The following is a 12,928-nucleotide window of genomic DNA, read 5'->3' on the forward strand; positions in this document are numbered from 1 at the left end:
AATAATTCAATAATGCGTGTATATTAACGTGTTTTATAGCGCAGCATAAGTGCTTGCATTAGTGCGAGTATAATTTAAGATCGCAGTCTATTATTTAAAGCCAAAGTGGAACGCGTGACTCAAGTGCCTAATTACTCCTCAATTTGTATTTTAAGACTCTCTGCCATTGGTGATGTGTGTCATGCCGTTAGTGCTGTACAAGCCATTCAAAAAGCACACCACAATGCAAAAATAACGTGGGTAATGGGTAAAATAGAAGCCATGTTACTTGCCGATTTACCTGGGGTTGAGCTGGTAGTTTTTGATAAAAAACAAGGTAAGGATGCACTTAAAAAGTTAGCACATTCTTTTAAAGGGCAGCAGTTTGATGTGCTACTTAATATGCAAGTCGCATTAAGAGCTGGCTTTGTTGCACGCTGTATTCCGGCTAAAGTAAAAATAGGCTTTGATTGGGCACGTTCAAAAGAATTACATAGCTTGTTTATAAATAAACGAATAGCCCCACAAAAAGAAGCGCATGTGCTAGAGGGGTTTAAAGGCTTTGCGGGTGCCATTGGAGTTAAAGACTATTCACCTACCTGGGATATGCCTTATACCTTAGCGGATGAGAATAAAGCAGATGCATTATTAGGGCCTGTGCATTTGGCAAATAAGTTATTGGTAATATCTCCTGCGGCCAGTAAAGCACAGCGAAACTGGTTGCCAGAGCGCTACGCTGCCCTTGCTGATTACGCGCATGAGCAGGGCTTTAACGTGGTACTAACGGGCGGCCCAACTGAGCTTGAGATTAATTTAGCTAATCAAATTATAAAACACAGTCACTGCACTATTTTAAACTTAGTCGGTAAAACAAAACTTAAAGAGCTGTTATGTGTGCTTAAGCGCGCTGATTTAGTTTTAGCCCCCGATACCGGCCCTGCACATATGGCGGTAACGGTAGGTACGCCGGTTATTGGTTTATATGCGCATTCTAATCCTGCACGTACAGGCCCTTATTTATATCAAGACTACGTAGTTGAGGTGTATCATCAAAATCTGCTAAAGCAAACGGGTAAAACAGCTCAACAATTGCCTTGGGGTACGCGCGTTAAGGGAGATGACCTTATGAGCCAAATAACCGTAGACAGTGTTAAAGCTATGTTTGATCATGTGGTACAAAAAGAGTCTATAAAATGAGTGTAACAGAAAAAACCAAAGCGCTTTTTTTAGACCGAGATGGCGTGGTAAATATTGATCATGGCTATGTGTATCAAAGTGAAAAATTTGAATTTATAGACGGTGTGTTTAGTACCTGTAAAGCATTTTATGATGCAGGTTATAAAATTATCATAGTGACTAATCAATCAGGAATAGGGCGAGGTTACTACACTGAAGATGACTTTTTAGCTTTAACTCAGTGGATGAAAACACAATTTAGTGAGCACAATATTAAAATTACAGATGTGTATTTTTGCCCGCACCATCCCAAAAAAGCGATAGCGCAATATTTAAAACAGTGCCAGTGCAGAAAACCAGCTCCTGGTATGCTGTTACAAGCTATGCAAGAGCATAATATTGACCCTTTGAGCAGTGTTATGGTGGGTGATAAGCTTAGCGATATTCAAGCGGCACAAAAAGCGGCTATTAGCACGCGAGTGCTAGTTCGCTCTGGCCAACAATTTGACGAAAACGCTAAACAATACGCCGATTTAGTGATTGACTCTATTAACGATTTACCAGCACACTACTTGGTATAAAGTGCGTTTATATTATCGCAACTAAAGTGTTAAGTATTGCTACCATTACCTGTATTAGCGACGAGCTGCAAACAGTGCATTTTACTTGTTAAACTTTTACAATACACCCCAACATAAACAGTGGCTTTAATGTTGTTGTTTACCCGTTCATTTAATTGGAGACTACAGATGAGAGCATCTGCTTTTTTTAGCCAACTACAAGAGCAAATTGAAGACGTTAAAGCGCAAGGTTTGTATAAAAGTGAGCGTATTATTACCTCGCAGCAACAAGCTCAAATAGAAGTTGCATCTGGCGATAAAGTTATTAATTTTTGTGCTAACAATTACTTAGGCTTAGCAAATAGCCCTGAGCTAATTAAAGCAGCGCAAGGTGGTTTAGATGACCATGGCTTTGGTGTTGCTTCAGTGCGTTTTATTTGTGGCACGCAAGATATTCATAAAACACTAGAGCAAAAAATTAGCGCGTTTTTAGAAACCGAAGATACAATTTTATACTCGTCTTGTTTTGATGCTAACACGGGCCTATTTGAAACTATTTTAGGCGCTGAAGATGCTATTATTTCTGATTCTCTAAATCACGCATCAATTATTGATGGCGTACGCTTATGTAAAGCTAAGCGTTTTCGTTATGCTAATAACGATATGGAGGATCTTGAAAAGCAACTTATTGCAGCTGATGAAGCGGGCGCTAAAACAAAATTAATTGCCACCGATGGCGTGTTTTCTATGGATGGCGTAATTTGTAACCTTGAAGCTGTGTGTGACCTTGCTGATAAGTATGATGCATTAGTGATGGTTGATGACTCACATGCGGTAGGCTTTATTGGCGAAAACGGTAAAGGCACGCCTGAGTACTGTAATGTGCTTGACCGTGTAGACATTATTACCGGTACGCTAGGTAAAGCGCTGGGCGGTGCATCAGGCGGTTATACATCAGGTAAAAAAGAAATTGTTGAATGGCTACGTCAGCGTTCGCGCCCTTACTTATTCTCAAATTCATTAGCGCCTTCAATTGTAACTGCGTCAATTAAAGTACTCGAAATGCTTGAAAATGGTGGCGAGTTACGCGCTAAACTTTGGTCAAATGCTAAATATTTCCGTGAGCAAATGGAAGCTGCAGGCTTTACGTGTGCGGGTAAAGATCATGCCATTATTCCTGTAATGCTTGGCGATGCTAAAGTTGCTTCATTAATGGCAGACAAACTACTCGCTGAAGGCATTTATGTAACCGGTTTTTCGTTCCCTGTTGTGCCAAAAGGCCAAGCGCGTATTCGTACACAAATTTCTGCTGCGCACAGTATTGAACAACTAGACACCGCAATTGCTGCCTTTACCCGTATTGGTAAAGAAATGGGCGTTATTTAATTTTTTATAAACCGAAGTATTGCTTCGGTTTTTTAGTTGAGTGTTAACTATGAAAGCCTTATCAAAATTAAAAGCCGAAACCGGCATCTGGATGACCGACGTACCCAAGCCTGAAGTAGGGCATAACGATCTACTCATTAAAATTCGTAAAACCGCGATTTGTGGCACCGACGTTCATATTTATAAATGGGATGAGTGGTCACAAAAAACCATTCCGACCCCTATGGTTGTAGGCCATGAGTACGTGGGTGAAGTGGTTGATATGGGCCAAGAAGTACGTGGCTTTGCAGTAGGTGACCGCGTATCTGGCGAGGGACATATTACGTGTGGGCATTGTCGTAACTGTCGTGCTGGTCGTGTGCATTTGTGCCGAAATACAACCGGTGTGGGCGTTAACCGCGAAGGCGCATTTGCAGAATATTTAGTTATTCCGGCCTTTAATGCGTTTAAAATTCCTGACAATATTTCTGACGAGCTTGCGTCTATTTTTGACCCGTTTGGTAATGCTGTGCACACCGCTTTATCGTTTGATTTAGTGGGCGAAGATGTGCTTATTACAGGGGCTGGGCCAATTGGTATTATGGCGGCGGCCGTTGCTAAGCATGTGGGTGCTCGCCATGTTGTGATTACCGATGTTAACGAATACCGTTTAGAGCTTGCGCGTAAAATGGGCGCTACACGTGCCGTAAACGTTGCGAATGATAAGCTTGAAGATGTAATGAATGAGCTAGGTATGACTGAAGGCTTTGATATTGGCCTTGAAATGTCAGGTGTGCCAAGCGCCTTTAATTCTATGTTAAATAACATGAACCATGGTGGCAAAATTGCCATGTTGGGTATTCCGCCATCAGATATGGCCGTAGATTGGAATAAAGTTATATTTAAAGGCTTAGTGATCAAAGGTATATATGGTCGCGAGATGTTCGAAACGTGGTACAAAATGGCAAGCTTGATTCAATCGGGCCTTAATTTAGACCCTATTATTACGCATCAATATTCGGTAGATGACTTCCAAGCTGGCTTTGATATGATGATTTCAGGTCAATCTGGTAAAGTAATTTTAAACTGGGAATAGTTTAAAGTTTGCATACAGAGGCGGCTTTAGCCGCCTTTTTATTATATTTTTAAAAGAGATTTCAATGGCATTTAAACATATATCTATAGCACAAACGCACGAACTACTTGATAAAGAAGATGTAGTGATCGCAGATATACGCGATCCTAATTCGTACCAAGCAGGGCATATTCCTGGCTCTGAAGCGCTTTCAAATGCCAATATAGCTCAGTTTATGATGGAAAAAGAGTTCGATCAGCCTATTATTATTGTTTGCTACCACGGCATGAGCTCACAAGGTGCGGCTAGTTATTTAGTAGAGCAGGGCTTTGAAGATGTATATAGCATGGATGGTGGCTTTACAGCTTGGGAAGCGGCTTACAGCGAGAAAGTGGAACGATGATTGAGCTAGGTAGTTTAAATAATCCTCGTGCCGCACAGGGCTTTATAGATTATTTAAAAAGCCAAGGCTTAGAAGGGCAACTGCGCAGTGCTGATGGCAGTAATGTTATTATTTGTGTTGCGGGCGAGCACTTTCATCAAGTGCAACCTTTGTGGGCTGAATTTGTACAAAACCCCAATCATGAGCGTTATCAACAAGCCTCTTGGGATGTGGGCAGTACGCAATCTGGCTTAACGTATCAAGGACAATCGCTTAATTTAGTGGCGCGCTTTAAAGCACTAAGCTGGCTAAATAAAACCGTAAGTATTGTAAGCGTTGCTATTTACTTTGCATTTTTATTGGGTGGCTTTGAGCAAATATACACTGCTTTGCAGTTTAACCCGAGCCAACCACTTAACTGGTTAACGCCGGCACTTGTTCATTTTAGCGCAATGCACATTGTATTTAACTTAATTTGGTGGATGTCGTTAGGTGATAATATTGAAAAGCAATGCGGCAAGCTGAGTTTAGTTGGGCTATTTGTGGTTACTGCACTTATTAGTAACTGGGCTCAGTTTTTAATTGTGGGGCCTAACTTTGGCGGCTTAAGTGGCGTTGTGTATGGTTTATTGGGTTTTTGTTGGATTCACAGCTATTTAAATCCTAAGCAGCCTGCGCTAGTCAGCACTGCCATTATTGGCTTTATGTTAATTTGGCTGGTACTTGGTTTTGCTGATGTGTTGTTTGTTGGTATGGCTAATTGGGCGCATTTAGGTGGGCTTTTAAGCGGCATGGCTTATGCCGTAACCGCTAATTTATTTAATGCTAAAAAAGCGTAAGCTTAGTGGTATAAATACTTAGTAAATAATACTTCACGAATAATCTCTTGGCCTGTTTCTTCTTTTAACAGGCTTTTTAATTTTTCGGCACACTTTGCTCTGATTTCTTCACGCCCAGTAAGCGACTTTATTTTTTCTTCAGGTTCTTTAGATAGTATTTCTACTAACGCATCGCGTAAAAGCGGGGTATGGTGCTCTACAATAGCAATATTTTCGTTATTGCTAAGCATTAAATCTATAGTCACGCGTACATAGCCCATTTTTTTACTTGAGGCGCCTATGTAATTGGTAATTATGTCTGGCTCAAAACCAAAATAGCCCACTGTCGATTCCGCTTTTGCCGAGAAGCTAAAACAGTTTAGGATCAGTGCTAAAAAACCTGCGTATACTATTTTTTTCATCTTTAGTGTGTTTCCATTTTCTTAATACAAATAGTTTATACTTAATAGCGCCTAATAAACAGCTCCTGCAATTATTTATCGGCAGTAAAACATCACTTTTTCAAATGCTTTGGCAATGTTATCATCGTCTCGGTTTTAATTTTATTGAGCTATTATGATTACATTTCCGCTTTCTATATCTGCCAATTGGCAATGTGCTTCTTTGGTAAATAACTTATCTGCGTTAGAGCAAGAGTGGCTATTTGAGCCACATTCATTAACCGCTAAATTAAAAAGTAATGCACAAACTTTTAGTGTAAAAGTGCTTAATGAGCAAACTTTTACTCTAAGCGATGCACAGCAACAACTACTTGGCTCAAATACAAATAAAGCACTTAATCGCGAGGTGCTTTTATTGTGTGACAATACACCCATGGTGTATGCCCAAAGTTGGCTGCCCAGTACACAAACGCAAACAACACTGCATAATATGGGCGCACGCCCTTTAGGTGATGTTATTTTTCAGCACCCTGAACTTACCCGAAGTAATATTGAGGTAGGGCGCTTTGACTCAGAGCATGCGCTGCAGTCACTTGTTAAAGAGTTGAATTTAACTACGCACCCTTTATTAGGTCGTCGTAGTGTGTTTTCTATTAATGATTATCACTTTTTAGTGTGCGAAGTATTTTTACCCGGAGCCTATTTGTACTCATGAAATTAGCCCCTTTGCAATTACAGCATAGCCCTTTTTATATTCAGCTCATGCGCATTGACAAACCTATCGGTACATTACTATTACTGTGGCCTACTTATTGGGCTCTATGGCTTGCAAACGCTGGTATGCCAAGCCTAGTTAACTTTATTGTATTTACCTTAGGCGTAATTGTTATGCGCAGTGCTGGCTGCGTTATTAACGATTTTGCAGATAGAAAAATAGACGGCTCAGTTAAGCGTACAGCAGGGCGGCCTTTGGCCACCGGACAAGTAAGTGCAGGTGAAGCACTGAGTTTATTTATATTACTGATAGCCATTGCTTTTGTATTGGTATTACTACTTAGCATCAACACTATTTTATTGTCATTTGGGGCGTTGGCACTGGCATTTTGCTACCCCTTTATGAAACGCTATACACATCTTCCGCAGGTAGTCTTAGGCGCTGCATTTGGTTGGGCAATACCTATGGCATATATGGCATCAGTTGACTCATTACCGCTGCAGGCGTGGCTGTTATTTGTTGCAAATATTTGTTGGACGGTAGCGTACGACACTATGTATGCCATGGTTGACAGAGATGACGATTTAAAAATAGGGGTTAAATCTACTGCTATTTTATTTGGTAAATACGACCGCCATATTATATTTTTATTAAACGCTAATTTTATAGCGTTGTTGGCGCTTATTGGCTTAATTAACCAGCTAGGCTTGGCGTTTGTTGCAGGTTTATGTACTGCCGCTGGGTTACTTATTTATCAGCAAGTGCTTATTCATAAACGTGCGCGTGATGCATGTTTTAAAGCGTTTTTAAATAATCACTATGTTGGATTAGCTATTTTTGTTGGCTTGTTCTTGTCATTTGTATTTGCGCGTTAATTTCATCTCAACGCTATTAATTTAACCTCAGTATAGCCACTAGTTGTTGTGGCTATGTTGGTTTTATCGTGGGGGGTCAATTACTCCACTTATTGAGGCGTTCTTTCTAAACCAGCCAGCAATAGAGTAGCGCTCATTAATGGCAGGTAATACCTCGTGCGCAAAACGCTCGCTTTCAAACATAACGAGTGTCCCCGCGGTGGGTTTAATTATTATCTCTATTTGCTTACTTTTTGGTTTGTATATAACAAGCTCGCCACCGTGCTCGGGCGTATTTAAATAAAGGATTGTTGTAAATACGCGGTTAGATCGCCCTTTAAATGCATCAAAATGCTTTTTATAAAAGTCGCCTTGGGTGTATTTAGCGTAGTGGCACTCATAATCAAATAAGCCCATAAAAAACTGTCGATTAAGTGTGGTTTTTATACTTTCCATTATTGCTTGATAAGTTAGCTGTGCTTGTGAGCTGCCATCAAACCAATAGGTTTTATCTTTACGAATGGTTTTATCTATTTGTAAGTCATTTAAACGGCCAATACCTGCAGCGCTAAAATGCGGGTTAATACGGTGGCAATCGGTGATTAAACTCTCTACTAGCTCGCTAATAAGTGCGTTAGGTATAACAACATAACCATGGGTTTCTATTGCATCTAAATAAACATCAGAACTAAAAAGTGTGTTCATTTATGTCTGTTGATTAAAAAAGGTGCGACAGTGTAGCCTAAAAAAATTTAATAGCTAGTGGTTTGTGCTCCGCTACTTAAGCAAATAAAAACCTAACGCGTAAGTATAAAAACTAAAAGGGCTTTTTAGGTTAAGCAGCTGTGCTGCAGGTTTTGGTAACAAGAAGAGTAAATCAGTAAGGGCTATCTAAATTGGTTGCCCTTAAAAGGTTTAAGGGCAATGCGGTATGCTATTTTTATCTTGGCTTAAGTAATAGTCGTAGATGCTTTTTTGATAAGAGATAATAAATGGTCAATGTGTTCGCCAACTGCTGCTTGTTGACTTGTTTGTATAACAAGTTGTTCGTGACTTAAGTCTTTATTTGTTTTTAGCTGTACAAGCTCTGTGTGTTCTGCAAGAGTGCTCGCGTGTTCAATACTTGCAATAGCAAAGTGATCTGATTTAACCAGCCCTGACATTACTTGCTCAATGCTGCCTACCTTAATGCTAGCCGATTTATTGAGCATATCGATGGCTTCGTTAAGCATGCTTTGTACTTGTTTAGACTGAGAAAAACAGCCGTACATAGGGTAGCTATCTAAATCGTGTTTGCTGATATCGCTTTTATTTGCTAACGGATGGTGTTTAGAAACAAACAATACCAGTTGGTCTGGCAGGTGTATGTCGCTGCCGATGCTGTTAATTGCCTGCGAATAAACACTGATATCAATCTCGCCCTCTTGCAGTTTGCGTGCAAGTTCGTGCTGCTCTTGCAATTGCATTTCTATTTTAACATGGGGGTATTGTGCTAAAAATTGCCCGCATGAGATAGGTACTACACTGCTGGCTTTGTTGGTATAGCCAATGACTAACTTTTCGTCAGTATTGCCGTTAACCGATTGAGAAATTCGTTTTTTTGTATGCTCAAGTTCGGCAAGGGTGTTTTTGGCGTAATCAAGAAATAGCTCGCCTTCGGGTGTTAACTTTACTGAACGTGTTGAGCGTTTCACTAGTTCGTACCCCATTTCGTCTTCTAGGGTTTGAATGCTGCGCGTTAGCGCTGATGTGCTAATTTGAGTTTGTTCAGCTGCTTGTCTGAAATGACGTAATACACCAAGCGCTACAAATTGTTCTAATTGTTCAAATCTCACTTTATAGTCCCTTTTTATAAGTAAGTCGCGTGTGCCGCGAACATCAATAATATTAGATTTAACGTTTCAAAAAGCGAAGCCTAATATGTAACTGTGTTTGCAAATTTATGACATATTTGCCTCAGCATATCCCTCTTTTAGTATTATTTAAAGAGAAGACGCATTTAAAAGTATTACCAATTAGGCTTATTTATAGTGATTTATTACTCTATTTAAAACTAAGCTATGTTAGCAAGTAAGACTAAATACAATGACTTAGGCGCTTTGATGCTTTTAAAAGTAATACTTTAGACATAATTTAGCATTAATTAATAAAAAAGTATTCCAGAAAAAGGCTATAGGAAAATCCTACGTAGTGATTTGTAATGAAGTGAGGCATAAACGCTTATAGTTTTAGGTTATGCCATCGCTTTATTATTGTTTAAGATTTTAGAAAAATAAGCCGCTAAGGCTTACTACTTTTTTTAGTAAAGTTTTTAGTAATGCGGTTACTTAAGGGTTTGTCTTCAATACTTTGTAGCTCTATTTCTATGGCGTCGCACGAAATATGAATTTCAAATAACGATGTTAATAACGAAAGGCTTAAGCACGCTAAGCTCACCCCAAACAAAATAATGCCTGTGGTATTAAATTCTATAAATAAGGCAAACATTGATAGCGTACACAATAAAAAAGACGCCACACCATACACTTGCATGGTACGTATTAGCTTAATGCGCTTTCTTAAGTTTGTTATTTGAGCCACAACAACGGGGCGAATAGATTCACCTTCTCGTGAATTTAATTCTCGGATTAATTGCGCTAGTACTAAAAAGCGGTTTGTGTAAGCAAGCAGCAACAGTGAGATTGCTGGAAAAAGTAAACCTGGGGTAGTAAGTGTCATTGTTTTATCCTAAAAAGTTACCTGCTATACACTTTAGTAGAGTATCGTAGGATATTGTAAACACAAAATAATTGAGGTGATAATTGCAAAATATTAATACTCATAATACTCAGCAAGCTTTTCAGTGGGTAACGCTCTACAAAGCAGATAACACGTTAGAGGCAAATATAATCAAAGGGCTGTTATTAAGCGCGGCAATTGAGTGCCAAATTCAAGGTGAAATGCTTCAAGGCGCCTTAGGCGAAATCCCCTTTGAACAAACCCAAGTAAGTGTGCAGGTTTATTCGATAAAAGAGCGCCACGCGCGCGAAATATTGGTAAACTACCAACAAGTAAAACAATCCGCTCCAGATTGGGTATGCCCTAACTGTAATGAGCATAATGGATCAACATTTGATTTTTGTTGGTCATGTGAGACGTTAAGAAATGACAAAAGCGAATAACTTTCAACGTATTAGAGAGCTAAACTACTTACAAAAAGCGGTGTTAGCAAGTGCTTTAATTGAGCGTATGTTACCTAATTATGGTTTATTTAGTGAAGCCACCGGTTTTGGTGATGAAGCCTTATTACGCAGTGCGTTAAATGTTTGCTGGGAAAAAATATTACTACCAAAAAGTAAAATAGATCTCGAAAAACAAGTAGAAAAAATTGAGCCAAATGTACCTGAACTTGCCGACTTTGATATGTTTGGTACTTACCCCGCAATAGACGCTGCAACGTCGCTTTTGAGCCTAATGCACGGTTTGATGGGGCAAGACGAGCAAGAATTTATAAGTGTTAGTAAAATATCGCAAGCAACGGTGGCGCGTTTTATTGAATACCAAATGACGGTTGAAGGTGAAGTAGCCGACAATAAAGCCGTACGAGAACACCCATTAATGCAATACGAAATTGAAGTTTTGAGTGAGCTAATCGACTTTGTAGAAAATATGGGCCGCGTGACTTCTGAAAACGTTAAGGCACTTAAAAAGCAGGCCGTTGCAGATGGACAAACCAATATTGGTTTGGCGTTATAGTTGTAATTAATTAACTGTGGTTAATTGCTCTCTAGCAATTTTTAGCGTTTATTACGTTGAACTTAGTAAAAACCTTAGCTAGAGAATGATAAAATTAAATAGTTTTAAATATGTGTGTAAATCTCTTAACCACAGTGCGGTTAAGCAGTAAATAAAGGCAGGAGAAGTAAAGTGCGAATTTTAGGCATTGAGTCATCGTGTGATGAAACCGGTATTGCAATTTACGATGATGAAAAAGGCTTATTGGCTCACCAGTTATACAGCCAAGTAAAAGTACATGCAGATTATGGCGGTGTTGTACCTGAGCTTGCATCGCGCGATCACGTTCGTAAAACCCTGCCACTTATTGACGCTGCTTTTGCTCAAGCCGGTTGTGGCCCTGAAGATTTAGATGGCATTGCATACACCGCAGGCCCTGGTTTAGTGGGGGCGTTATTGGTAGGTACCTCTATTGGCCGTTCTTTAGCCTATGGTTGGGATATTCCAGCTGTTGCCGTGCATCATATGGAAGGGCATTTACTTGCACCTATGCTTGAAGAAAACGTGCCTGAGTTTCCCTTTATTGCTTTGCTAGTGTCGGGCGGCCATACCATGATGGTAAAAGTAGCCGGTATAGGCCAGTACGAAGTATTGGGTGAATCTGTTGATGATGCCGCAGGTGAAGCATTTGATAAAACAGCTAAACTATTAGGGCTTGATTACCCAGGCGGCCCTCGACTAGCTAAAATGGCTGAGCAAGGCGTTGCAAAACGGTTTGTTTTTCCACGCCCTATGACGGATAAGCCAGGCCTTGATTTTAGCTTTAGTGGCTTAAAAACAGCAGCTTCTATAGCGATTCGCGAAAATGATGATGACGCACAAACCAAAGCAGATATCGCCCATGCGTTTCAAACAGCAGTGATTGATACATTGGTTATTAAGTGTAAGCGTGCTCTAAAACAAACCGGGATAAAACGTTTAGTGATTGCCGGCGGAGTAAGTGCAAATACAAAGCTGCGCTTACAGCTTGAGCGTGTTATGCAAGGGATGAAAGGACAGGTTTACTATCCACGTACTGAGTTTTGTACTGATAATGGCGCAATGATTGCCTACGCTGGTATGCAGCGCTTAAAAGCAGGCCAGTTTGCCACACTCGACATGAAAACCAAACCGCGTTGGCCAATAGACAGCTTAGAAGCCATTTAGCATCAATAATTATTGATTTTCTTCATTAGTGGGTGCTTTTTTAGCGCCCACTTTTGGTTCTTCACCTTTAAAAAGGCGAATAATATTAGTGCGATGACGAAATATAATTAGCACGGTAATAAAGGTTACCGGTAGGGTGTAAAGCGGTTTAATCAACCACGTATACAGTGGAGCAAGCGACACCGTGACCAAAGCGCCTAATGAAGAAAAGCGAGTAATAGCAACCACAATAATCCAAGTGCTTATTAATAGCCCCGCCAACGATAAACCAATCGGCAATAAAGAGCCAAATGCGGTAGCTACCGCTTTTCCGCCTTTAAAGCTAAAAAATAGTGGGTACATATGCCCTAAGCACGTGGCAACGGCGACCAAACCAAGTGCTAAAGGCGTTAGGTCTAAAAAATACGCCCCCCATACGGGGATGGTGCCTTTTAAAATATCAAACACTAATACTAAGCACGCAGGAAAGGCTCCACCTAAACGATACACATTGGTGGCACCTGGGTTATTTGAACCGCTGCTGCGAGGGTCTGGCAGTTTGAATAGCCGAGACACTAATATAGCCGATGAAATCGACCCTAATAAGTAGGCTAAAACAAACAGTAAAATGGCTAACACAAAGTCCCTTATTTTTTAATTGCTATACCCATCGATAGCACTTTTACGCTATTATTGGCGGCACA

General features: G+C 40.1%; 16 protein-coding genes. 11 read left to right on the forward strand and 5 right to left on the reverse strand.

Annotation, left to right across the window (positions count from 1 at the left end; all coding sequences use genetic code 11):
• Positions 1–114 precede the first annotated feature (114 nt).
• From VOI46_RS03855 to glpG, 6 genes are all read left to right on the forward strand, one after another.
• Positions 115–1,176 carry a glycosyltransferase family 9 protein gene (locus VOI46_RS03855; protein WP_004588562.1) on the forward strand — a complete coding sequence of 354 codons (1,062 nt, stop codon included), beginning with the start codon at positions 115–117 and terminating at the stop codon, positions 1,174–1,176.
• Positions 1,173–1,736 carry a D-glycero-beta-D-manno-heptose 1,7-bisphosphate 7-phosphatase gene (gmhB, locus tag VOI46_RS03860; RefSeq protein WP_004588561.1) on the forward strand — a complete coding sequence of 188 codons (564 nt, stop codon included), beginning with the start codon at positions 1,173–1,175 and terminating at the stop codon, positions 1,734–1,736. The genes VOI46_RS03855 and gmhB overlap by 4 nt, the downstream gene beginning before the upstream one ends.
• 168 nt (positions 1,737–1,904) lie before the next feature.
• The gene (locus VOI46_RS03865) at positions 1,905–3,101 is read left to right on the forward strand and encodes a glycine C-acetyltransferase (protein WP_004588560.1); all 1,197 of its coding nucleotides are present in this window, start codon (positions 1,905–1,907) and stop codon (positions 3,099–3,101) included.
• 49 nt (positions 3,102–3,150) lie between these two features.
• A complete protein-coding gene (gene tdh / locus VOI46_RS03870) occupies positions 3,151–4,176 on the forward strand; it encodes an L-threonine 3-dehydrogenase (RefSeq protein ID WP_004588559.1) in 1,026 nt (341 codons plus the stop codon).
• 64 nt (positions 4,177–4,240) lie between these two features.
• A complete protein-coding gene (glpE, locus tag VOI46_RS03875) occupies positions 4,241–4,558 on the forward strand; it encodes a thiosulfate sulfurtransferase GlpE (RefSeq protein WP_004588558.1) in 318 nt (105 codons plus the stop codon).
• A complete protein-coding gene (gene glpG / locus VOI46_RS03880) occupies positions 4,555–5,376 on the forward strand; it encodes a rhomboid family intramembrane serine protease GlpG (RefSeq protein ID WP_004588557.1) in 822 nt (273 codons plus the stop codon). The genes glpE and glpG overlap by 4 nt, the downstream gene beginning before the upstream one ends.
• A gap of 2 nt (positions 5,377–5,378) precedes the next feature.
• On the opposite strand, the gene VOI46_RS03885 is transcribed toward glpG, so the two are convergent.
• Positions 5,379–5,777: a flagellar basal body-associated protein FliL gene (locus VOI46_RS03885; RefSeq protein WP_004588556.1), complete on the reverse strand. Its 399-nt coding sequence runs from the start codon at positions 5,775–5,777 to the stop codon at positions 5,379–5,381.
• A 154-nt stretch (positions 5,778–5,931) separates the two neighbouring features.
• On the opposite strand from VOI46_RS03885, the gene VOI46_RS03890 reads away from it, so the two are divergent.
• Together VOI46_RS03890 and ubiA are read left to right on the forward strand one after the other, a co-directional pair.
• Positions 5,932–6,471: a chorismate lyase gene (locus tag VOI46_RS03890; protein WP_004588555.1), complete on the forward strand. Its 540-nt coding sequence runs from the start codon at positions 5,932–5,934 to the stop codon at positions 6,469–6,471.
• The gene (gene ubiA, locus VOI46_RS03895; RefSeq protein ID WP_004588554.1) at positions 6,468–7,346 is read left to right on the forward strand and encodes a 4-hydroxybenzoate octaprenyltransferase; all 879 of its coding nucleotides are present in this window, start codon (positions 6,468–6,470) and stop codon (positions 7,344–7,346) included. Before VOI46_RS03890 ends, ubiA begins: the two co-directional genes overlap by 4 nt.
• A gap of 63 nt (positions 7,347–7,409) precedes the next feature.
• On the opposite strand, the gene VOI46_RS03900 is transcribed toward ubiA, so the two are convergent.
• From VOI46_RS03900 to VOI46_RS03910, 3 genes are all read right to left on the reverse strand, one after another.
• Positions 7,410–8,030 (reverse strand): 2OG-Fe(II) oxygenase, encoded by a 621-nt coding sequence (locus VOI46_RS03900; protein WP_004588553.1) that lies wholly within the window; start codon positions 8,028–8,030, stop codon positions 7,410–7,412.
• A 245-nt stretch (positions 8,031–8,275) separates the two neighbouring features.
• Positions 8,276–9,160, reverse strand: a complete 885-nt coding sequence (locus VOI46_RS03905; protein WP_004588552.1) for a LysR family transcriptional regulator — start codon at positions 9,158–9,160, stop codon at positions 8,276–8,278.
• Positions 9,161–9,605: 445 nt separating this feature from the next.
• Positions 9,606–10,043, reverse strand: coding sequence for a DUF2721 domain-containing protein (locus VOI46_RS03910; RefSeq protein WP_004588551.1), 438 nt, complete (start codon positions 10,041–10,043; stop codon positions 9,606–9,608).
• Between the two features lie 83 nt (positions 10,044–10,126).
• On the opposite strand from VOI46_RS03910, the gene VOI46_RS03915 reads away from it, so the two are divergent.
• The 3 genes from VOI46_RS03915 (at position 10,127) to tsaD (ending at position 12,245) form a co-directional block, all read left to right on the forward strand.
• A complete protein-coding gene (locus VOI46_RS03915) occupies positions 10,127–10,486 on the forward strand; it encodes a DUF2007 domain-containing protein (protein WP_004588550.1) in 360 nt (119 codons plus the stop codon).
• Entirely contained in the window at positions 10,470–11,060 is a 591-nt protein-coding gene (locus tag VOI46_RS03920; RefSeq protein ID WP_004588549.1) for a YjaG family protein, read from the forward strand. Before VOI46_RS03915 ends, VOI46_RS03920 begins: the two co-directional genes overlap by 17 nt.
• 171 nt (positions 11,061–11,231) lie before the next feature.
• Positions 11,232–12,245 (forward strand): tRNA (adenosine(37)-N6)-threonylcarbamoyltransferase complex transferase subunit TsaD, encoded by a 1,014-nt coding sequence (gene tsaD, locus VOI46_RS03925; RefSeq protein ID WP_004588548.1) that lies wholly within the window; start codon positions 11,232–11,234, stop codon positions 12,243–12,245.
• A gap of 9 nt (positions 12,246–12,254) precedes the next feature.
• Here tsaD and plsY read toward each other — a convergent pair whose 3' ends face one another.
• Positions 12,255–12,863: a glycerol-3-phosphate 1-O-acyltransferase PlsY gene (gene plsY, locus VOI46_RS03930; protein WP_004588547.1), complete on the reverse strand. Its 609-nt coding sequence runs from the start codon at positions 12,861–12,863 to the stop codon at positions 12,255–12,257.
• Positions 12,864–12,928: the final 65 nt, after the last annotated feature.

This window comes from Pseudoalteromonas sp. CuT4-3 (genome assembly GCF_035666335.1).
GTDB lineage: Bacteria > Pseudomonadota > Gammaproteobacteria > Enterobacterales > Alteromonadaceae > Pseudoalteromonas > Pseudoalteromonas atlantica.